At 59.1% G+C, this 20,825-nt stretch carries 18 protein-coding genes and 1 pseudogene; 13 read left to right on the top strand and 6 right to left on the bottom strand.

Translation table 11 applies throughout. The features are described from left to right. Positions 1–70: 70 nt before the first annotated feature. From QDX22_RS03385 to QDX22_RS03350, 8 genes are all read left to right on the top strand, one after another. A complete protein-coding gene (locus QDX22_RS03385; RefSeq protein ID WP_110099690.1) occupies positions 71–832 on the top strand; it encodes a YebC/PmpR family DNA-binding transcriptional regulator in 762 nt (253 codons plus the stop codon). A 66-nt stretch (positions 833–898) separates the two neighbouring features. Further along, entirely contained in the window at positions 899–1,468 is a 570-nt protein-coding gene (locus tag QDX22_RS03380; RefSeq protein WP_279696549.1) for a crossover junction endodeoxyribonuclease RuvC, read from the top strand. A gap of 110 nt (positions 1,469–1,578) precedes the next feature. Then, complete coding sequence (gene ruvA, locus QDX22_RS03375; RefSeq protein WP_279675186.1) at positions 1,579–2,217, top strand: Holliday junction branch migration protein RuvA; 639 nt, start codon at positions 1,579–1,581, stop codon at positions 2,215–2,217. A 33-nt stretch (positions 2,218–2,250) separates the two neighbouring features. Beyond that, positions 2,251–3,387, top strand: a complete 1,137-nt coding sequence (gene ruvB, locus QDX22_RS03370; protein ID WP_279696253.1) for a Holliday junction branch migration DNA helicase RuvB — start codon at positions 2,251–2,253, stop codon at positions 3,385–3,387. A gap of 176 nt (positions 3,388–3,563) precedes the next feature. Then, entirely contained in the window at positions 3,564–4,082 is a 519-nt protein-coding gene (gene yajC, locus QDX22_RS03365; protein WP_110099687.1) for a preprotein translocase subunit YajC, read from the top strand. A gap of 87 nt (positions 4,083–4,169) precedes the next feature. Further along, positions 4,170–5,903, top strand: a complete 1,734-nt coding sequence (secD, locus tag QDX22_RS03360) for a protein translocase subunit SecD (RefSeq protein WP_279696251.1) — start codon at positions 4,170–4,172, stop codon at positions 5,901–5,903. Next, complete coding sequence (gene secF / locus QDX22_RS03355; protein ID WP_110099685.1) at positions 5,900–6,925, top strand: protein translocase subunit SecF; 1,026 nt, start codon at positions 5,900–5,902, stop codon at positions 6,923–6,925. The genes secD and secF overlap by 4 nt, the downstream gene beginning before the upstream one ends. A 268-nt stretch (positions 6,926–7,193) precedes the next feature. Next, on the top strand, positions 7,194–9,413 hold the full coding sequence (locus tag QDX22_RS03350) for a RelA/SpoT family protein (protein ID WP_279696546.1): 2,220 nt from the start codon (positions 7,194–7,196) through the stop codon (positions 9,411–9,413). Positions 9,414–9,416: 3 nt separating this feature from the next. Here the strand turns inward: QDX22_RS03350 and QDX22_RS03345 are convergent, their stop codons facing one another. Next, entirely contained in the window at positions 9,417–10,061 is a 645-nt protein-coding gene (locus QDX22_RS03345; RefSeq protein WP_279696249.1) for a hypothetical protein, read from the bottom strand. Between the two features lie 152 nt (positions 10,062–10,213). Beyond that, positions 10,214–11,761 carry a DUF349 domain-containing protein gene (locus tag QDX22_RS03340; RefSeq protein ID WP_279696247.1) on the bottom strand — a complete coding sequence of 516 codons (1,548 nt, stop codon included), beginning with the start codon at positions 11,759–11,761 and terminating at the stop codon, positions 10,214–10,216. 180 nt (positions 11,762–11,941) lie between these two features. Between QDX22_RS03340 and hisS the strand changes: the two genes are divergently transcribed. Together hisS and aspS are read left to right on the top strand one after the other, a co-directional pair. Then, positions 11,942–13,291, top strand: a complete 1,350-nt coding sequence (hisS, locus tag QDX22_RS03335) for a histidine--tRNA ligase (protein ID WP_110099682.1) — start codon at positions 11,942–11,944, stop codon at positions 13,289–13,291. Positions 13,292–13,413: 122 nt separating this feature from the next. Beyond that, entirely contained in the window at positions 13,414–15,219 is a 1,806-nt protein-coding gene (gene aspS / locus QDX22_RS03330) for an aspartate--tRNA ligase (protein WP_110099681.1), read from the top strand. 56 nt (positions 15,220–15,275) lie between these two features. On the opposite strand, the pseudogene QDX22_RS03325 reads toward aspS, so the two are convergent. The 3 genes and pseudogenes from QDX22_RS03325 to QDX22_RS03315 all read right to left on the bottom strand — a co-directional run bounded on the left by QDX22_RS03325 (position 15,276) and on the right by QDX22_RS03315 (position 17,325). Beyond that, positions 15,276–16,464: pseudogene (locus QDX22_RS03325) on the bottom strand (IS110 family RNA-guided transposase). 222 nt (positions 16,465–16,686) lie between these two features. Continuing rightward, positions 16,687–17,055 (bottom strand): DUF7698 family protein, encoded by a 369-nt coding sequence (locus tag QDX22_RS03320; RefSeq protein WP_279718010.1) that lies wholly within the window; start codon positions 17,053–17,055, stop codon positions 16,687–16,689. A gap of 147 nt (positions 17,056–17,202) precedes the next feature. Then, positions 17,203–17,325, bottom strand: a complete 123-nt coding sequence (locus tag QDX22_RS03315) for a hypothetical protein (protein ID WP_279675180.1) — start codon at positions 17,323–17,325, stop codon at positions 17,203–17,205. 165 nt (positions 17,326–17,490) lie between these two features. Here QDX22_RS03315 and QDX22_RS03310 point away from each other — a divergent pair, with 165 nt between their 5' ends. Next, entirely contained in the window at positions 17,491–18,408 is a 918-nt protein-coding gene (locus QDX22_RS03310; protein ID WP_279718009.1) for a hypothetical protein, read from the top strand. Here the strand turns inward: QDX22_RS03310 and QDX22_RS03305 are convergent. Beyond that, entirely contained in the window at positions 18,355–19,026 is a 672-nt protein-coding gene (locus tag QDX22_RS03305) for a TetR/AcrR family transcriptional regulator (RefSeq protein WP_279723932.1), read from the bottom strand. The two genes, QDX22_RS03310 and QDX22_RS03305, sit on opposite strands and share 54 nt — an antisense overlap. 90 nt (positions 19,027–19,116) lie before the next feature. Between QDX22_RS03305 and QDX22_RS03300 the strand changes: the two genes are divergently transcribed. Further along, on the top strand, positions 19,117–20,055 hold the full coding sequence (locus tag QDX22_RS03300) for an ABC transporter ATP-binding protein (RefSeq protein WP_110100487.1): 939 nt from the start codon (positions 19,117–19,119) through the stop codon (positions 20,053–20,055). Beyond that, on the top strand, positions 20,045–20,824 hold the full coding sequence (locus QDX22_RS03295) for an ABC transporter permease (RefSeq protein WP_110100488.1): 780 nt from the start codon (positions 20,045–20,047) through the stop codon (positions 20,822–20,824). Before QDX22_RS03300 ends, QDX22_RS03295 begins: the two co-directional genes overlap by 11 nt. Position 20,825 lies beyond the last annotated feature (1 nt).

Below are 20,825 nucleotides of genomic sequence, written 5' to 3'. Positions count from 1 at the left end.
AAGCGGGCTGGGTTTAGACTATAGGGCAGAGTTTTATTGTTCGCACCCTGACCCCCATAAGGAGGCTCCATTGGCCGGTCACTCAAAATGGGCAACAACCAAGCATAAAAAAGCTGCCCTGGATGCCAAGCGCGCCAAAATGTTCGCCAAGCACATTAAGGCGATTGAGGTAGCCGCTCGTGCCGGTGGGCCAGATCTGGAAGGTAACCCGGCGCTGGATCTTGCAGTCTCCAAAGCCAAGAAGCAATCGGTGCCCAATGACAATATTGACCGTGCCATCAAGCGCGGTGCCGGTCTGACCGGTGAGGTCATTAACTACGAAGAGATTATCTACGAGGTTCGCGGTCCCGAAGGCTCGGCGTTGATGGTCGAATGCTTGACTGATAACAAGAACCGTGCCGCAGCCGAAGTGCGCCACACCGTCACCCGCAATAACGGCACCCTGGCCGACTCCGGGTCGGTCGCTTTCCTCTTCAACCGCCAAGGCGTGGTCCGCATGGACGCCGAGGGTAAAGAAGAAGACGAAATCCTGATGGCGGTCCTGGATGCCGGAGCCGAAGAAGTGGCCAAGTCCGGTGGTAGCTTCGAAGTCTACTCGGACCCCTCCGATCTGCAGGATGTAGCCAAAGCACTCGACGAAGCCGAGATCGACTACGAATCCGACGAAGTCGAGTTCGTGGCCACGATGAAGGTCGAGCTCGATGCCAAAGCTGCCCGCCAATTCCTGCGCTTAGCTGATGCTCTCGAAGAGCTCGACGACGTACAGAACGTCAGCTCCAACGTGGACATCACCGATGAGGTGGCCGCAGAACTTGAGAACGAGGACGACTAACCGGTGCGGGTTCCCAGCAAACCCTTGCGGGTGCTGGCGGTCGACCCGGGACTGACACGTTGTGGCATGGCCGTGGTCGACGTCGCCCCCAACCGGCAGGCCACTCTGGTGGACGTACGCGTGGTGGGGACTCCGAACACGGCCTCGATCGGTGAGCGACTGGCGACCATCGACGAGGCCATTGCCGATTTCTTTGAGTCGCACCGTCCCGACCACCTGGCCGTGGAGCGGATGTTCGCTCAAAACAACACGCCGACCGTAGTCGGTACCGCCCAAGCTTCCGGAGTGGTGATCGCAGCGGCGGGCCGACGCAATATTCCGGTCGCTTTGCTGACCCCCTCCGAGGTGAAAGCTGCGGTCACCGGAAACGGTTCCGCCGATAAAAACCAGGTCACCGCGATGGTAACCCGGGTCCTGGGCTTAGATTCGCCACCGAAACCCGCCGATGCAGCCGACGCGATGGCACTGGCGATCGCCCACGCCTGGCGCGGGGGACTCCACGGGCGTGGACTGGACACCGGGAAATTGACCAGCCCGGCCCGGCCATCGAAATTTCCCGGTGTGACAGCAAAGAATTCCCGCCCCACAACCCCAGCCCAGCGAGCGTGGTTGGAAGCCGAACGGCGTGCCCGTTAACATCGGTTGCACCCTGCGGGGTACAGTGTTCGTAGATTAGTTCTATCATTTGCGGTACGGGCAGTGGACAAAACACCTGGCGGAGCTCGACGCACAGCTACGGAGGCTTCATGATTTCCTCGTTGACCGGAGTGGTTGAGTACCTCGGTGTCGATTCGGCGGTGCTCAATGTCAACGGCGTCGGCTATACCTTCTTCGCCACCCCGCAAACACTAGCGACACTGCGGATCGAGGACCAAGCACGCGTGCTGACCGAGCTGATCGTTCGTGAAGATGCCATGACCCTCTACGGGTTTCGCTCCCGGGACGAACGCGAAATTTTCACGACGATGCTGACCATCTCCGGGATCGGGCCCCGGATCGCTCTGGCGGTTCTGGCGGTCTATGCACCCGAAGAGGTCCGGCGCGCGGTCGCCCAAGACGACGATAAGGCCTTCACCCAGGTGCCCGGCATCGGTGCGAAAACCGCCCGCCGGATCATCCTGGAACTGTCCGGTAAGCTCGTACCGACCGAGGGCCCCGCACAGGCAGGGCAGCCGAGCGGTGCCACGCCGGGCAATGACCCGGTGTGGCAGGAGCAAGTTCACGAAGCTCTCACCGGGCTCGGCTGGACCGACAAGGATGCCACCAAGGCGTTGAAATCCACTCTGGAACATGAACCCGAATTGCGCGAGTCACAGGACGTCTCCCAGGTTCTGCGCGCGACGTTGCGTCACCTGGGACAAGGACAACGTCGCGTCCATTCATAACACGTTCTCCATCGGAAGGCATGCTAGATCGAGATGAGTACCGATCCCCACCACGCTGAGCAGGATTCCCGCCTGATCGGGCCCAATGCCTCCACCGAAGAACGTGAAATTGAGGCCGCACTGCGTCCGAAGCATCTCGGAGACTTTGTCGGCCAATCCCGGGTTCGCGAACAACTGTCCTTAGTGCTCGAAGCCGCCAAACTCCGTGATGCCACCGCCGACCACGTGTTGCTCTCAGGTCCTCCGGGGCTGGGCAAAACCACTCTGTCGATGATTATCGCCGCCGAAATGAACGCCCCGCTGCGGATCTCCTCTGGTCCGGCCATCCAACACTCAGGTGACCTGGCTGCGATCCTTTCTTCGCTCACTGAGGGAGAAGTGCTCTTCCTGGACGAAATTCACCGGATGTCACGTCCAGCTGAAGAAATGCTCTATATGGCCATGGAAGATTTCCGGGTCGACATCGTGGTCGGCAAAGGTGCTGGGGCGACGTCCATTCCGCTCGAGCTCCCACCCTTTACGCTAGTCGGAGCCACCACCAGAGCGGGGCTCTTGCCGGGTCCCCTACGGGATCGGTTTGGTTTCACCGGTCACTTGGAGTTCTATGACGTGGCCGAACTCGAACTGGTGCTACGCCGCTCGGCAGCCATGCTGGATATGCGCCTGTCACCGGGAGCCTTTGCCGAAATCGCAACACGGTCCCGTGGTACCCCGCGTATCGCCAACCGACTGCTACGCCGGGTGCGTGACTGGGCACTGGTCCACCACCTTGACGAAGTGGATGCCCGGTCGGCCTCCACCGCCCTGGATATCTACGAAATTGACCGGCGTGGTTTGGACCGCCTCGATCGTGGCGTGCTCGAAGCATTGTGTCAGAAATTTGGCGGAGGCCCGGTCGGACTGTCCACCCTGGCCATTGCCGTCGGTGAAGAGGTCGAAACCGTCGAAGAAGTTGCCGAGCCCTACCTAGTGCGTGAAGGACTCCTGGGACGTACCCCGCGCGGGCGGATCGCGATGCCGGCGGCCTGGGAACATTTAGGACTTGATGTTCCTCACAACGCAGAGGTGCAGTCAATGTGGCGACTCGCAGAATCCCAGACCGATGAACCCGGTCAGACCTCTCCGTTATTCGGCCCAGATGACTTCTCCCGGGACGAGTCCCACGACTAGATCCGGGCAAAAATCAAGCGACCGTGCCGTGAGAATGGTCTCCAGCGTGAAGGTGACCCTTAAGAATTAGGCCCGACCTCAGGTGCCTAAGGTAGCCTGAGAATAATGCGTTCCACCACGAGACTTGTCGTGGTGGAAGATCTAGACATCATTGTCCCGAGGAATTGGATCGATACATGCACTTTGCTGACCTGACTCATCTCGTCAACCCACTGGCTCAGAATGCTGAAGGTGGCGGCGGTTTTGGCGCTGGCTTTTTGATCGTCATGCTGGTCATCTTCGGTCTGCTGATCTTCTTGTCCATGCGTGGCACCCGGAAACAGCAGAAGAAGCAGATGGAAACTCGCCAGGCCTTGGCCCCGGGCGTTGAGGTCATGACCGCTGCCGGAATCTTCGGTACCGTGATTTCGGTCAACCACGACGACAATAAGGTGGTCCTTGAGGTCTCGCCCGGCAACAGCGTGACCGTACACCTGCAGACCATTGCTCAAGTCATCGAACCGGTGGCAGACACCGCTGACTCGACTGCTAGCTCGGAACCAACACCGGATGAGTCCAACAAGATCGTGATCAACAGCGAGAACCGCGACGCCACCGACACTCAGGCATCGGGTAACCCGGAGGATCCCCGCGAAGAATACGGTTCGACCGAGGAGACCGACAAAGATTCCCCAAACGACGACGAGAAGAAATAACCACCAGACCATCACGAAAGGTTCAGCACCCCGGGGTGCTGAACCTTTCGTGAGTCCGCACTCCAGAACTGAAAGATCCACACCATCATGGCCTCAAAGACCCCCCAAGGGCGCGCGCGACGCACTCTGGGCTGGCTGGCAGCGATAGTCGTCGTGCTGGCTGGCATCCTCGGCGTAGGTATCGCCACCAACCAAACCAATGGCTTGCCCCTGCTCGCCTTGGACCTCGAAGGCGGTACCCAGATGGTGCTCTCACCGCAGACCGCCTCTGGTGAAGAAGTCACCGACGAAACGCTGAACCAGGCCGTCGAGATTATTCGTGCCCGTGTGGATGGTTCCGGTGTCTCGGAAGCTGAAATTAATACCCAAGGCGATAACAACGTTGTGGTCGCCCTGCCCGGCAACCCGGATCAACAAACCCGCGATTTAATCCAGGCTTCGGCCAATATGGAATTCCGCGCGGTCCTCCAAGGCGCCCCGGGTATTGCTACCCCGGAAGAGGAGCGCCAAGACGTGGAGGATTTCCCCGAGCCAGAGGCGGAACCCGAAGATGGCTCGGATCAGAACTGGATCAGCCCAGAGCTGGCCTACGAGTTTCAAAACACCGACTGTCGTGAGCAACAACAGCAGGAAATAAACGAACAACTGCCCACAGATGAAGCGGTCGTTGCCTGTGACCCCGAGTATGGGATGAAATACATTCTGGGCCCCGTCGAAGTTGAAGGGACCCAGATCGACAACGCCGACTACGGTATGGCACAGACCCCAACTGGAGTGTCGGCTAATAACTGGGTGGTCAACCTCAGCTTCGACGACGAAGGCACGGAGGCCTTCCGCGAGGTCACTCAGCGCATCACGGGCATGCCGGAACCACAGAACCAGTTTGCGATCGTCCTGGATGGCACCATCGTTTCCGCACCGCGTTCGAATGCGGTGATCACCGACGGCCGTGCCACGATTGAAGGAAACTTCACCGAAGTATCGGCCCAAGCCCTGGCCGAACAGCTCCAATATGGTGCTCTGCCGATTAGCTTCACTATCGAATCTGAACAACAGATTTCGGCGACCCTGGGCCAGGACCAGTTGTTCTGGGGCGTGGTGGCTGGACTGATCGGTTTGGGCCTGGTGGCGGTCTACCAGTTCTACCAGTACCGTGCCCTGGGTTTTGTCACCCTGACCTCGTTGCTGGTGATGTTCCTGCTGACCTACGTGGCGATCGTGTTGCTGGGTTGGTCGGATAATTATCGATTATCGCTGGCCGGTATGGCCGGTATTATCGTCGCCGTTGGTCTGACCGCGGACTCCTTTATCGTCTACTTTGAAAGAATCAAGGACGAAATGAGGTCGGGGCGACGGTTCGAATCAGCCGTGGAATTCGGGTGGTCGCGGGCTAAACGTACCATTATCGTTTCTAAGGCCGTGAACCTGCTGGCCGCGGTAGTGCTGTACTTCGTGGCTGTCGGTAATGTCCGCGGTTTCGCCTTCACTCTGGGCCTGACGGCACTGATCGATGTGTTGCTGGTGTTTATGTTCACCCACCCAGTTATGCAACTGTTAGCACGAACGAAGTTCTTCGGTGGCGGACATCCGCTGTCGGGGATGGACCCCTCGTTGCTGGGACAAAAAGCGCTCTACCAGGGCGCTGGCCGGGTCCGGGAGTTTAACGACGAACCCAGCCGGGCACCCGTGAAGAAGAAAAAGATCAAGGGCAGAGCCAAAGAAGCTCAGCGACGCCAAACCATTGCCGAGCGCAGGCAACAAGAGCGTGAGGAAAAGCTTGGTCTGACACAGGACGAGAAGACCACGGAGGACGCAGAATGAGTAGCATCGCTGAGTGGGGAAATAAACTCTATACGGGCAAAAAGTCCTACCCGTTTATCCAGAAGTGGCGACTGTGGTTTTCCATCGCGGCTATAGTGCTACTGGTGGCAGTCGGTATCACCGTGGCACGGGGTGGCTTCAACTTCGGCATTGAGTTCCGTGGTGGGTCCGAGTTCACCGTCTCCTCGGTGCAGAACACCGACCCGACGGTGGGCGAGCAGGCCGTGACCGACGTCGTTGCTGAGGTGGAAGCCACCGCGACCAATATCGCGCCCGGAACCATGCGGGTTCAAACCGAAGAGCTCACCGATGACCAGACCCTTGAAGTGGCCTCCAATCTGCAAGAGGCCTATCAGGTCTCGGCCAATGACGTGACCTCCAGCTTCGTGGGCCCGACCTGGGGTGAGGCGATTTCTCAGCAGATGTTGATTGGCTTGGTGATCTTCATTGTGCTGGTTACCGTGCTGATGGCCATCTACTTCCGGACCTGGAAGATGTCGTTGGCAGCAGTGCTGGGGTTGTTCTACGTGGTGGCCCTCACCGTGGGAATCTATGGGGCCACCGGGTTTGAGGTCACGCCCGCAGCCATTATTGGGTTCCTGACCATCTTGTCCTACTCGCTCTACGACACGGTGGTCGTCTTCGATAAGATTCGTGAAAATACCGCGAATATGGACGAAAATACCGTCAGAACCTTCCGCGAGATGGTCAACCTGGCGGTTAACCAGACCTTGGTCCGGTCCATTACCACCTCTATAGTAGGTATTTTGCCGGTCGGGTCCATTCTGTTTATTGGTGCCGGGCTTCTCGGGGCAGGGACCCTGCGCGATATTTCGCTATCGATCTTCGTGGGGATTATCGTCGGTACCTTGGCCACACTGTTTATTCAGGCGCCACTGTATGCACTGCTGCGGGGTGGGGAAGACAAAGTCAAAAACCATGATCGCCGAGTGCTCAACCTCCGTGAGGAAACCGGTCTGCGCCCTGAGGACGTGACTGAAGAACAAATTACGACAGCCTAACGGCGCCGGACCGTCGCACCACAGTCCGTCTGCCCCGATGCTACCGGTGTTTTGTCACCGGCGACATCGGGGGACTAGTGTATGAAAACAATCAACCACAATCCGTACTGGAATCAGCGTTTGGGCTCCAGAGGTCAGCGGAGAGAAAGCGGGGCGGTGCCGGATGAGTAGTACTTCTGATGCGCAAAAATCCGGTCGCCACGGTGCCGGAGAGCAACGGTCTGCGCCCAAACGTCACCGCTCCCGACTGGCCAGGCTCACCGGCAGGATGGGCGGCACAGACTATTCGCCCATCCTGGAGCCGTTGATTCGTACGCTCAAGGTCCGCCACCCCAAAGAAGACCTGGACGTGATTATCCGGGCCTTCACCATTGCTGAACAACACCATGACGGCCAATTCCGTAAGTCGGGGGACCCCTACATTACCCACCCGGTGGCAGTGGCCACGATCTTGGCTGAATTGGGTATGACGGGCACGACGTTGGCGGCAGCGCTGTTGCATGACACCGTCGAGGACACCTCCTACTCCCTCGAGCAGCTCACCGCCGAATTTGGCGAAGAAGTCGCCCTGCTCGTCGACGGTGTCACCAAGCTCGATAAAGTGCACTTTGGTGCCGCCGCACAAGCGGAGACTGTGCGCAAAATGGTGTTGGCTATGGCCAAAGATGTCCGCGTGCTCCTGATCAAACTCGCTGACCGTCTGCACAATGCGCGCACCTGGCGCTACGTGCCACCGGAGTCCTCGGCTCGGAAAGCCCAAGAGACCCTGGAAATCTATGCCCCTTTGGCCCACCGGCTGGGCATGAACACGATCAAGTGGGAGTTGGAGGATCTCTCATTTGCCGCCTTGTGGCCGAAAATGTACGCCGAGATTGTGCGCCTAGTGGGGGAGCGCACTCCGGAGCGACAAAAAAATATTGCCCAGCTGACCGACATCATCGAACAGACCCTGCGCGAGGCGAAAATCAATGCCACGATCACCGGCCGCCCCAAGCACTACTACTCGATCTATCAAAAGATGCAGGCGCGCGGAAAAGAGTTCAACGATATCTACGATCTGCTCGGGGTCAGGGTCATGGTGGACTCTGTGCGCGACTGCTATGCGGCCTTAGGCGTGCTACACGCCAAGTGGTCGCCGATGCCGGGGCGTTTCAAAGACTATATTGCGATGCCGAAGTACAACATGTATCAGTCGCTTCACACCACGGTGATCGGGCCCCGCGGTAAACCGGTGGAAATCCAGATCCGCACCCATGAGATGCACCATCGGGCCGAATACGGTGTGGCAGCCCACTGGAAGTACAAGCATCGCGGTGGTGGGAACGCCGCGGACACCGCGAGCACACCCGGTTGGCTGAAGGCCGTGTTGGATTGGCAAAAAGATGCTCAGGACCCCGACGACTTCTTGGACTCGCTCCGGACCGAAATAGGATCCTCGGAGGTCTACGTTTTTACACCGCAAGGTGAAATCAAAGCCCTCCCATCGGGCTCGACACCGGTGGATTTCGCGTACGCGGTTCACACGCAGGTGGGGCACCGCACCGTAGGTGCCAGGGTCAATGGTCGCTTGGTGGCCTTGAACTACGTGCTGAATCACGGTGACTGGGTCGAAATCTTCACCTCCAAGTCCGAAGATGCCGCACCCAGTCAAGACTGGTTGGGCTTCGTCCGCTCCGGTCGTGCTCGACATAGAATCCGGCAATGGTTCTCGAAAGAACGTCGCGAAGAAATTGTCGAACGTGGCAAGGAGCAGTTGACCAGAGAAGCCCGCAAACATCCGTTGCCACTCCAGAAGATCATGAACGCCGGGATTCTGGGCGATGTGGCCGACCAACTCAACGTTGGGGGAGTCTCCGGGGTTTACGCGGCGATCGGTGATGGCAACGTGTCGGTTGAGAATGTGCTGGATCGGGTGGAGAAACTGGTATCACCTCCCGAGCCGGAACCGAAGCTGGTGGACGATAACGACCCCGACACCATCTCCCTGCCACTCATTCCGAGACCAACCCGCAGCTCGGATTCTGGCGTGGTGGTTCCAGGAGCCGGAGACGTGATGGCAAAACTGGCCCGGTGCTGCACCCCGGTGCCACCCGATGAGATCATCGGATTCGTCACCCGTGGTACTGGCATTTCGGTCCACCGTGCCGACTGCAACAACATCAGTAATCTCGCCAACGATTCGGAGCGTCTCATCCAGGTCGATTGGCAACCAACCCAGGACTCGGTGTTCATTGTCGACATCACCGTTGACGCCCTGGACCGGACCTCGTTGCTCTCTGATGTCACCCGGATCCTTGCTGAACACCACGTCAATATCCTCTCGGCCACGTCCACCACCCGGAAGAACAGGATCGCCTCGTCGAGCTTCGTGTTCGAAATGGGAGATCCCGGCTACCTGAAGCACCTGCTCAATGCGATTCGTCGGATCGATGGTGTCTACGAGGTTTACCGGTCCTCCGAGCGGAAAAAGCGCTCGAGTAAGAAATAATCCCTAGGCTGCTGGCTGGACGAGCTGACGATAACGGGCTATCGCGGTCTCCATCCCCGCCAGATGACGCTGTGACGCCAGCGTTCGGGCCAGCCGAGCCTCATCACAGTGCGGTAAGAGCTCGCTGACGGTGCGGAGCTGGTGATTTCCCGGAAAGAAGCGCAACAGGTCGATGATCGTTTGTTCCACACTGGTAAACAGGATCGGACCCAGACTCAAAATGAGCCCGTGGTGGAGGCTAGTCTCCACAGCCTGCATGTACTCGATTTTGCGCATCGTGACCTGGATGCCACGCGTCTTCGACCGCGACATCCGTCGAGGGTGACCACTGACCGCCTGAAAATCCGCTGGTGCAGGGCCTGAGAGATGAATCCAGGCTGCGGTGGAATGAGATACCGCCCAACGTCCGGTAAATAAGTTGGCACCAAAGCAATAGGCGGCTACTGCTCGTTGCAACACGCTATCGGGATGTTCGGTCTTGATGAAGCTCCCGCCAACTTGTTCACGGATCACGCCACGTAACTGCAAAGCCTGCAATTCGCCTGGGCTCAACGGTGCGTCGGGATGAATTAAGCGACTTACCGCACGGTCGAGACGTTGGCGGGTGGTGGGAACCGGGATCGAGGACGAAGTGTCTGGCTGAGGCATGCCTCCAGAATGTCACGAGGTGGCACCGGGAAAAATACTCAGGACACCATTGTGGACAGCCAGTGCTTGGTAGCTGAGGCGGGTGTTCTCGCTGTGGACAGCTAGTCTCGAGGTCCTCGTCAACGACCTCGGCGAGACGATCGATCGTGCAGTTACTCGGCCGAGGCTTGGACCGCTTGCAACCAAGCCCGGCGGGCGTCCAGTGCTTCTTGCTTCTCAGCAATCTTGCGTTCATCGCCGGCTTCTTGGGCTTGTGCCAATTCTGTCTCCAGTTGAGCGATGGTTTCTTCGAGCTGGGCCAGGGCAGAATTGGTGCGTGCCTTAGTTTCCGGGTTGGTTCGTGACCAGTGGTCATCCTCGATCTGTTGCAACGCGTCTTCAAGTTCGCGGAAGCCAGCATCCATGCGTGAGATATCCTTGCGCGGAACCTTTCCGGCCTCATCCCACCGAGTGCGTAGATCATTCATGGTAGCCCGGGCTTTCTCGACATCGGTAAAGGGCAGAAGGCTGCGACCTTCCTCCAGGATTTGTTCCTTGACCTGAAGATTCTGCTGGAATTCGCGATCGATCTCGTCGTGAGCGGCCTGACGAGCACCGAAGAACACGTCCTGAGCGGCGCGGAAACGAGCCCACAGCGCATCGTCTTCCTTGCGCGCCGCCCGCGGAGCTTTCTTCCACGCCGTCATCAGATCACGGTATTTCTGCGTGGTGCGAGCCCAATCGGTAGAATGCTGTAGCTCTTCAGCCTCACTGATCAGCTTCTCCTTGACCTTCTTGGCCTCAGCATTCTTGCTATCCAGCTCCGAGAAAAAGGCCCGACGAGCCTTATCGAACCGATTCCGAGCCGAACGGAACCGCTTCCACAGTGCATCTTCGACGTCTTTGGACAATCGCGGGCCGGATTTCTGGAGTTCCCGCCAGCTCTCAAAGAGCTCCTTCATCCGGTTGGAGGTCTTCTTCCAGTGAATCTGCTGGGGATCTTGTGCAGCCAGTTCCTCGGCTTCATTGACCACTGCTTCACGCTGCTGGCGCTGTTCTTCCAAGGCCTCGGCCCGGGCCTGCTTTTCCCGCTCGCGCCGATTCTCGAGGGCGGTGGAAAGCTGCGCAACCTTTTCCCGCAACGCTGACATATCACCGACCATGCCACGAGCCTCTACGGCATCGGCTAGTGGTTTCAGCGTCTTCGTCAGCTCGTTGGTGGCGGTATCGGTGGACAAGCGTTGCTCCAGCAGGAGTAACTGTGTCATCACGTCATCGTATTTGCGCACGAAGTAGGCCAGCGCTTGGCCTTCAGTGGCATCGGTGACCTGACCTACTTCGACCCGGTCGTCACCATCGATCAAGAACACGGTGCCGTCCTCGGCGACATCAGCGAAGGGGCGCGCCTGTGCCAGATCCGTGTGGAAGTCCGGCACGGCCGGAGCAACCGGAGTCTTCGGCGTCGCCGTGGCCGGTACTGTCAGCGGAGGCCCCGGTTTGGGAGCCAGAGCGCTGGGTTTGGGGGCCGGCGTCGGCTCGGGGGCCGATTCGGTAGCTACCGTGGATGCCAACACGTCCTGTTCCTGGGCCTCAGCGGCTTCCTGGACCTCAGTACCATCGGCGGACTGTTGGTCCACAGCCTGGCTTTCTGTCGCCTGGCTGTTCTGTTCGGCATCGGATAAGACGGGTTGTGGGTTGTCGGATTCTTGACCGTTAGTCACCGCTAAAACTCTCCTGGTATTGGCCGGGTGTGCCTGCCTCCATAAAGTGGAGAATCGGCACACATGGTCACAAATAGCCTACCCCGATAGGCATAGAATGGCATGGTATTCAGTGAATCGATGCCGAAATGACATCCCAGCGGCATCACCGCAATCGACCCCTGGAGAACGCAACAGACTATGGCACGGAAGAGCTCCCTCTCTGGCTTCAACGAATGGTTACCAGCTGAACGCATGGTGGAATTGCATGTGTTACAGACATTGACCGAGGTCTTCCGGCTCCATGGGTTCACCAATATTGAAACTCGTGCTGTGGAAACCCTCGGTACCCTGTTACGTAAGGGAGAGATCGACAAAGAGGTCTACGCGGTGTCACGCCTGCAAGGCGATGAAGACCAAGCCAGCGACGACCCCAACCGCCTGGCATTGCATTTCGACCTCACCGTTCCCTTCGCCCGGTACGTCACCGAAAACGCCGGATATTTGCACTTCCCATTCCGCCGCTACCAAATTCAGAAAGTCTGGCGGGGTGAACGCCCCCAAGAAGGTCGTGCCCGTGAATTCACCCAGGCCGATATCGATGTGGTCGGTGACGGTCAGCTGGGTTTCCGCTACGACATCGACGTCGCCCTCGTGATGGCCGAAGCCCTCAGTAAACTTCCCATTGGCGAGTTCACCATTCGGATTAATAATCGCAAACTCGCCGAAGGCTTTTACCGTGGGATTGGGTTGGACGACACTGAGGGCGTGTTGCGCAATATTGACAAGCTAGAAAAAATCGGTGCTGAGAAGGTTGCCGAAGCGTTGCAGGATGAAGTTGGTGCCACCGCTCAACAGGCCGAACAAGCCCTGGCCTTGGCCCAGATTCGCACCGAAGACACCGGATTCGTTGATCAAGTTCGTGCTCTCGGCGTGGAACACGAACTGCTGGAGGAAGGTCTGACCGAGCTGGCCGAGGTCATCGATCAGCTCCACCGCCGGGTTCCGGGCACCGCCGTGGCGGACTTATCCATTGCCCGTGGTTTGGACTACTACACCGGTACGGTGTATGAAACCGTGCTGGTCGGTCACGAACAACTCGGGTCAATTTGCTCTGGTGGTCGCTACGACTCGCTGGCCACCAAAGGCAAGCGCAGTTTCCCCGGTGTGGGGCTATCCATCGGCGTGACTCGCCTGGTGATGCGTATCCTGTCGCAGACCATGGCCGAAGCCTCGCGCTCGGTACCCAGCTGTGTGCTGGTGGCGCTGACCCACGATCAGGACTGGGACACCGCACTGGATACCGCTCAACAGTTGCGTGAGCGTGGCATTAGCACCGAGGTCGCGGTCTCGGCCGAGAAATTCGGTAAGCAGATCAAATACGCCGATAAGCGGGGCATCCCCTTCGTGTGGTTCTCCTCGGTCGCTGAGGATGGCAGCGTCTCCCACGAGGTGAAAGATCTTCGCTCCGGGGAACAAGTCCCAGCTGATCCCACCACCTGGATGCCACCGGCCGACGACCTGGACCCTCAGGTACGAGCCACACGTTAGGGGCCAGCGCGCCTCCAGGCCACAGGCTCCAGGCACGAGACAGAGCCGGTAGAATACAAAGCTGATCGTGTCCACGAGCATCAGATAGACAAACCACAACACGTTTAAGGGGTCGTTGCACTGTGTTGCGCACTCATCAGCTTGGCGAGCTCACCGCCGAGAACATCGGAGAAACCGTCACCGTGGCAGGCTGGGTGGCCCGCCGGCGCGATCACGGAGGGGTAGCCTTCGTCGATCTGCGTGATGTCTCGGGGCTGGGCCAGATCGTCATCCACGATGAGGCAGATTTCGATCACCTGCGCAACGAATACGTCCTGCAGGTTACCGCCGAGGTCCGACGTCGCCCCGAAGGCAACGAGAATCCGAACATCACTTCCGGGGACGTCGAGCTGTTTGCCTCGGAGGTCACTGTACTCAATGCCGCCGCCCCGTTGCCCTTCCAGATCGATGAGCACGTCGAAGTCGGGGAAGAAGCCCGCCTGCGCTACCGGTACCTGGATCTGCGTCGCCCGGAGCCGGCCCGGATTATCCGCCTACGCTCGGAGGTCAACCGGGTGGCACGCACGTTGCTGGCCGAGGAAGGATTCCATGAGGTCGAAACCCCAACCCTGACCCGCTCCACTCCAGAAGGCGCTCGCGACTTCTTGGTTCCGGCCCGGCTAGCACCGGGCTCGTGGTATGCGCTACCGCAGTCCCCGCAACTGTTCAAGCAGCTTTTGCAAGTGGGCGGTATTGAACGCTACTACCAGATCGCCCGTTGCTACCGCGACGAGGACTTCCGCGCCGACCGTCAGCCAGAGTTCACCCAGCTGGATATTGAGGCATCGTTCGTAGAAGAAGACGACGTGATCGAGTTAGCCGAAAAAATCATTGCCCAGCTATGGTCGCTGATCGGGGTGGAACTGTCGGCCCCATTTCCGCGGATGACCTACGCGGAGGCCATGGCCTCATACGGGACGGACAAGCCGGATTTGCGCTTTGGCTTGGAACTGACCGAGCTGACCGAGTACTTCGCTAACACCCCTTTCCGGGTGTTCCAGAACGACTACGTCGGCGCTGTGGTGATGCCCGGTGGCGCTTCCCAGCCGCGTCGCACCCTGGACGCCTGGCAAGAATGGGCCAAGCAACGCGGGGCCAAGGGGTTGGCCTACGTGCTGATTCAGGATGACGGTGAGCTAACCGGCCCGGTCGCGAAGAATATTTCCGAAGACGAAAAGGCCGGGCTGGCTGATGCCACCGGCGCCCAGCCCGGGGACTGCATCTTCTTCGCAGCCGGCAAGCCCACCGAGTCCCGTGCGCTACTGGGGGCAGCTCGGGTGGAAATCGGTCACCGCACCGGTTTGATTAAGCACCCCTCCGAAATCGCCGCAACCGACCAAGACTGGGCATTCGTCTGGGTTGTGGATGCTCCGATGTTCGAACCCGCTGACGAAGCGGTGGCCGCCGGAGATGTGGCCGTTGGGTCCGGCGCCTGGACAGCGGTCCACCATGCCTTCACCTCGCCCAAACCGGAGTTTTTGGACACTTTCGACACCGACCCGGGCTCGGCATTGGCCTATGCCTACGACATTGTCTGCAATGGCAATGAAATTGGTGGTGGCTCGATTCGTATCCACAATCCCGAGGTTCAGCAACGTGCCTTTAACGTCATGGGCATTACCGATGAGGAAGCCCGGGAGAAGTTCGGGTTCTTGCTGGATGCTTTCCAATACGGGGCACCCCCGCACGGCGGAATTGCCTTCGGGTGGGACCGGATCGTGGCCCTGCTGGCCGGAACCGACTCAATCCGTGAGGTGATCGCCTTCCCGAAGACCGGTAACGGTTTCGACCCACTCACCCAGGCTCCGGCGCCGATCACCGCTCAGCAGCGCAAGGAAGCTGGCGTGGATGCGAAACCGGAGCCCACGACATCCGAGAAGTCAGAATAATCTGACCACCTGTGCAGAGTGCTGGAACGGGGTCCGGGGGGCTTCTATCGTTTTCGTCAAGCCGCTGGTGTTAGTGGGGCTGGTTGAGATTCGTAGAAGGTACCGTTTCTGAGTATAGCGAATAGGACGTCAGTTCTTCGACGGGCTAGGGCGATGAGGGCTTGGTTGTGACGTTCCCCTTCGGCGCGTTTTTTATCATAGTAGGCGCGCGAAGCGGGGCTGTCTTTGATCGAGGCAAAGGCAAACAAAAACAGCGCTCGTTTGAGGACTTTGTTGCCACGTCTGCAGGGCGCTTGGCCGCGGGTCGAAGTCCCCGATTGGCCGGTGACGGGTGCGATGCCAGCAGACGCGGCCAGGTCTGTTGCGGATTTAGAGTCTTTGCCCACCACTTCGGTGAGGATTCGTGCGACTGCCCTGATCCCTACGCCGGGCATGGACGTCAGGAAGTCGGTAAAGGGGTGGGCATCAACTACTGACAGGATCTCAGTTTCGATGTCGAGTCGCTGTTGGGTGAGCTGCTGAAGTTGGGTAGCCAAGCGCCCGATAATATGTTCAGCGGCTCTGGTTCCGGTCACGACGGTGGTTTGTTCGGTGAGTGTTGCCAAGATCTCGTCGGTGAGTCGCATCGGGATACGGGGCGCGAGTTTCGTGAACCGGTTCTGAAGTGTCCTCGCCCGGCCCGTTGGAGGGTTGCTGGGGTGGGATACCGGCCCAGTAGATCCACCACCGCTGGATGAGCGAGTCGAGGTTCTAGTACTGTCTCGAGCGAGGGATGGATCTGGGTCAGCAGGCCTGGCAAGCGATTGCGCACCTGGGTCAGTTGTGCGGCAGTTCGGCAATGTGCTCTTCAGCTACAGTCATACCGCCCAGCGTATGGGGCATGGTGCCTGCTGTTTCAGCGATAATGTCGGCGTCTCGAGCGTCCGTTCTGGCCTGGCCCGGATGCAGATCGGCTACCCGGCGCATGGTTAATCCAGGCAAATACGGCATCTGAATCCCAAGGTGTTGGGCAACGGCAATTACCAATGTGCCGAGAGTCTTGGGCTGATCCACTACCACCCACAGCTTAGCGTGTGGGGCCACAAGTTCTTTCAGCAGTTCCTGAATCCTCGGTTCAGATGGTGGCGGTGATTTGTCATGTACCAGCGTGCTATCGGGTGTGACAGTGGTGGCATGATGGTTGGTCTGGACGATGTCGATGCCACGAAACAGGTGGAGTTTTATCGGCCAGTTTCTGTGGTTCATTCCAGTACACGACAAGCTCACCGATAGTTCCTGCGTTCACATTCACGTGACACGGTGCCACCATAATGCCACCATGATCAGAGCGTGCTTGTCGTAGCGATCCGAACGAACCAGACCGGTTCCGGTGACAACACCCCCTGGATCATCAATGACTGGGGGCAAACATCATGCCGGAACCACCCGGCAACCTACACTGCATATCCTGCCGGAAAACAGCGACACCTAAAAGGTAACGAGGCGTCGTTGGTTGACGCTGAGGTGCCAGGCTGGCAGAAGGTCCTGCTGCCCGGTGGTCCAGTTCGTCGAGCGGGATTTCACCTGTATCAGGCCGTTGAGCCTGGCCCGGCGTTCCACGAGCTGCCAGATGATGGTCGTGGTGTTGGTCTGCGGGGCGGAGATCGTGAACTCGGTGATCTCCAACTCGCGTAACTCGTCTAGCAGGGTGGGGACTTCATGGTCGAAGACCTCGCGGGCGAGGTCGACTAGTTCGTTGCCTGCTTCCAGGGTGTCCTTATAGCCCGAGACAATCGCCATCAGATTCTTCTCCTGGCGAGTCTCGATTTGCTCATCAAGTGCTCCGATTGTGCGCATCGTATCCATCCTTTGTTCTTGGCGTGTATTCGGTCATGTCTATACAGCCATAGGTGCGCGCACATATCTAGCCATAAAATCTCTCGTCAGGCACTGTTTTTCCGAGATATACGGCACTTGTGCCGCCAGGTTTTCTGGGTGCTGGTTTTATGTGCAGGCTTTCACCGGTGGGGTGCGCCAGGCCGCATCCCCGGTCAGGTTCGCCAGCAGGGTGCGCCACAGCGCTTTGTCCTCAGGCCCAATGAAACCGAGGAAAGCAGGAAACATCACATCGTGTAATAATCATTCCCTTCTGCAGTTCGAAGTGAACTTTGAGGATGGCTCGGCGTTCGCACATCCATCGTGGCCACGCCTTCCAGACGACTGCCCAACGTGTGGCACTGGCGATCCCGCCACCTGGGAAGTCTTCGGCCACTACCTCCAGCAGATCTGACAATGGCCGAACCGACAGAGCAGGCCATACGTCTGAAGCCAGTCCGGGGGCGGAAGCTCCGCGACGGCATGTGGGTGGTCGTCGCCGACGGCTCGGAACCGCTTGTAGTCAGCGAGCCCGTCGCACACGCACTCCGAGCACAGGACGATCATGCCTCCATCATCGCCCCGCTAGCCGCCACGTTGTCAGATGCGGGATTCATGTGCGACTTCTCTGAGGAGGTCCGGCAACCTCCTGCCGCGCCCGTTAGTGGGAGGTGGAAGGTCGCGCGTGCGACGCTGTGGGTGGCCGGAGCAGCGCTCTGCCCCTCCGCAACCGTGCTCCTGCTCCAAGGCGGCATTCCCACCGGTGCGGACGTCATCTCCGCAGGATCGCATCCGCTGCTCGTGATTGCCGTGGCGCTCGCCTTAGCGATCACCACGGCCGTGTCGCATGAGCTTGCGCACATCGGCTTCGGGCGCAGGTTCGCGCGCCCAGGAGGTACCGTGCGAATTCGCGTACTTCAGGCGGCCGCCACCACCAATCTCACGCACGTCTGGGCGTGGCCATTGTCACCACGTCTATCAGCGGTTGCTGCAGGCGTGGTAGTCGACTTCGCATTCCTAACGACGGCGCTTGCCTGGCGTGCCCTGCCAGGCTCGTGGATCGCGACCGTCGCCGTTGCAGTGATGGTGTTGCGCCTCGTGTGGCAGTTCAGATTCCATCGAAATTGCGATGGTCGTCACATGGCAAAGATGTTGCTCGATGCCCCCACGATCGACACCGTCACTAGGAAGTTACTCACGGCCCGGCTCTGGACATCTGCACCCATAACGCCTTGGCTATGGCTTGCGTTGGTGGCAGTTGGCGCATTGGCTGAGCTCGCCCTACTGGCGATCTGGCTCGTGCCCGCCATTCTGCGGCTGTTGGGAGTACTCTGACTCCGTACTTGCGTCGTAGAGCGTGTGGGCGAGCGAGAGCACAGCCGTCTTGTACAGCTCGGGCTTGACGTTGTCCGGATCGAACAGCCCCAGAGCGGATAATCCTAGATCGAGCGCCGTCAGGATGCGGAACTGATCTCCAACCGGGATGCGAGCGAAGGTGCTATCGGATGGGATCGGCGACTCCGCAATTGAGATATCGTCGGCAGGCGAGATGAACTCCAGAAACCGTGCGGTCAACTGCTCGTCCCGCAGGGCGTAGGGAATGAAGTCAAACAGTAGGCGGACATAGCTGGAGCGATCACCGCTCCTGGCTGTCAGTATCCAAGCATCGCACCAAGCCTCTAGGCGCTCGCGGTCGTCAGTAGCGCGATCAAGGATCGCGTGGAAGTCCTGAGCTTCCTGCGAGAGTGTCTGACGATACCGGATTACCTCCAGGATCAAATCACCCTTGTTACGGAAGTTTGAATAGACCGCCCCCTTAGTTAGACCGGCTTCTAAGGCCACATCATCAAGAGAAGCACCCTCCACGCCACGCGCAGCGAAGATACGCTCACCCGCCTCAAGCAATAGCACTCTGTTGCGTTGCCGTTGCTGAACGCGTGTCATCCGAACCATAAACTCCATTCTATTAGACAGCACCCCCGGCACACCCCGGAGGTCGCGTCACCATTGATTCACATTGCAGATACCAATAGTATGTGAAATATGTTAAGCTCGACCCCTCCCAGCCAACCACTCCTGCTGGAGGCGATCACCAAGACGTTCCAGCGAGGAGCTGTCGCGGCGAATGACGCCATCAGTCTCACGTTCCACCCCGGAGAGCTGATCGCGCTCATCGGACACAACGGGGCAGGCAAGACTACCCTTCTCAACCAAATCGTCGGCACGGCCAAGCCTACCTCCGGCGATATCCGCTACGGCACAGAATCGCTCGCGAAAAACCCGGATCTGGCTCGGCGCATCGCCTCGATGATGCCGCAGATGCACGCTCCTCTAACTGGAGTCACACCCCGCCAGGCGATCACATCCATCGGCAGACTGCGGGGCCTTTCGGCGAGAGATGCACGCTGCGAGGCCAGCGCTCTCATAAACGAGCTCGACATCACACCGTGGCAGAATGTCGGAGGTGAAAAACTGTCTGGCGGACTGCGCCGCCTGACCTCATACGCGATGGCCGTGATCGCGCCTCCACCTGTCCTGCTCATCGACGAGCCAACCAACGATGTCGACCCGACGCGACGTCCCCTGATCTGGCGGAACCTGCGCCAACTCGCTAACGCGGGACACATTATCATCGTCGTCACTCATAATCTGCTCGAAGTGCAACGGACCGCCGACCGCTACGTACTGCTTCAGAACGGCCAGGTGCTGATTGACAGCACCCCGAGGCAGCTATCGCAGCAGGCGCAAACAACCAGCCTCAGCGTTTCCGTCCGATCCCGCGCCGACCTCACAAAGACCCCATCAGCCTCGCGGGTTCATCCAATCGACGACGGGCAACTTCGACTCGACCTCGAACCCAAGCATATTCCCGGCGCCGTGGCTTGGGTCCTCGAACAGGTTGAGGCCGGAAACGTAGACAGTTACGTGCTCGCACCGGCATCCCTGGAATCGCTGTATGAAGGGATCACTAATGTCCGTTAATAACGCGTCTACTCAGACCGTTAGGTTGCCTCGCAAACTCGGGTGGTTCCGTAGCTGGACCGGTCTCGTGCGTTGGAGCTTGCTCCGCCATAAATATCTACTCCCTGTTTTCACTGCGGTCCAGGCACTGTTTGCCGTCGCGGTCATATACGGCCTGGCCTTACTCATCCCCGACATCGATAGCGAAGCTGCCCGCTATCTGTCCTCCGGTGCCTGGACCCTCGGCATCATCGCGGTCGGATGCGTCCTCGCTCCGCAAATCACAGGCTCTTCGAAGCAGGAAGGCCTCCTCGACTACCAACGGACACTCCCGGTTCCCCGCTCGGCGATTCTCCTCGCCGATGCTGCGGTTTGGAGCCTTGCAGCCCTTCCCGGAATCGCGGTCGGCATGCTCGCAGCGGCCTTCCGATTCGGGGTTGACATCCAGGTCGATGCGCTCACCGTCGCCGCCGTGCTCGGCGCGCAGTTCACGATGGTGAGCATCGGGTATGCCATCGCGTTCTGGCTGCCCCTCAACGCCACGTCCCTAGTAACGCAGATCATCATGATCGGCGGTCTGTTGTTCACTCCGATCACATTCCCAGCCGAGCGCCTTCCGGAATGGGCGGTCACAATGCATCAGTTCCTTCCGTTCGCGCCAATCGGTAATCTCATCCGAGAGGCCACTTTCCGTGCCGGTGACCCCCAACTGCTGAACCTCGTCGCTGCGGTTAGTTGGGCTGTTGCCGCCTACACCGTGGCCTATTTGGCCCTCCGGAAAAGGAGCTGAC

Source organism: Auritidibacter ignavus, from assembly GCF_029853775.1.
Lineage (GTDB): Bacteria > Actinomycetota > Actinomycetes > Actinomycetales > Micrococcaceae > Auritidibacter > Auritidibacter ignavus.
This window is presented reverse-complemented; position numbering and strand designations above follow the sequence as displayed.

Excerpts from the sequence above, each read along its gene's own strand:
- QDX22_RS03380 (WP_279696549.1), top strand. The coding sequence starts at position 899 with ATGGCCGTGGTCGACGTCGCCCCCAACCGGCAGGCCACTCTGGTGGAC.
- ruvA (WP_279675186.1), top strand. The coding sequence starts at position 1,579 with ATGATTTCCTCGTTGACCGGAGTGGTTGAGTACCTCGGTGTCGATTCG.
- ruvB (WP_279696253.1), top strand. The coding sequence starts at position 2,251 with ATGAGTACCGATCCCCACCACGCTGAGCAGGATTCCCGCCTGATCGGG.
- yajC (WP_110099687.1), top strand. The coding sequence starts at position 3,564 with ATGCACTTTGCTGACCTGACTCATCTCGTCAACCCACTGGCTCAGAAT.
- secD (WP_279696251.1), top strand. The coding sequence starts at position 4,170 with ATGGCCTCAAAGACCCCCCAAGGGCGCGCGCGACGCACTCTGGGCTGG.
- secF (WP_110099685.1), top strand. The coding sequence starts at position 5,900 with ATGAGTAGCATCGCTGAGTGGGGAAATAAACTCTATACGGGCAAAAAG.
- QDX22_RS03350 (WP_279696546.1), top strand. The coding sequence starts at position 7,194 with ATGGGCGGCACAGACTATTCGCCCATCCTGGAGCCGTTGATTCGTACG.
- QDX22_RS03345 (WP_279696249.1), bottom strand. The coding sequence starts at position 10,061 with ATGCCTCAGCCAGACACTTCGTCCTCGATCCCGGTTCCCACCACCCGC.
- hisS (WP_110099682.1), top strand. The coding sequence starts at position 11,942 with ATGGCACGGAAGAGCTCCCTCTCTGGCTTCAACGAATGGTTACCAGCT.
- QDX22_RS03320 (WP_279718010.1), bottom strand. The coding sequence starts at position 17,055 with ATGCGCACAATCGGAGCACTTGATGAGCAAATCGAGACTCGCCAGGAG.
- QDX22_RS03310 (WP_279718009.1), top strand. The coding sequence starts at position 17,491 with ATGGCCGAACCGACAGAGCAGGCCATACGTCTGAAGCCAGTCCGGGGG.
- QDX22_RS03305 (WP_279723932.1), bottom strand. The coding sequence starts at position 19,026 with ATGGTTCGGATGACACGCGTTCAGCAACGGCAACGCAACAGAGTGCTA.
- QDX22_RS03300 (WP_110100487.1), top strand. The coding sequence starts at position 19,117 with ATGTTAAGCTCGACCCCTCCCAGCCAACCACTCCTGCTGGAGGCGATC.
- QDX22_RS03295 (WP_110100488.1), top strand. The coding sequence starts at position 20,045 with ATGTCCGTTAATAACGCGTCTACTCAGACCGTTAGGTTGCCTCGCAAA.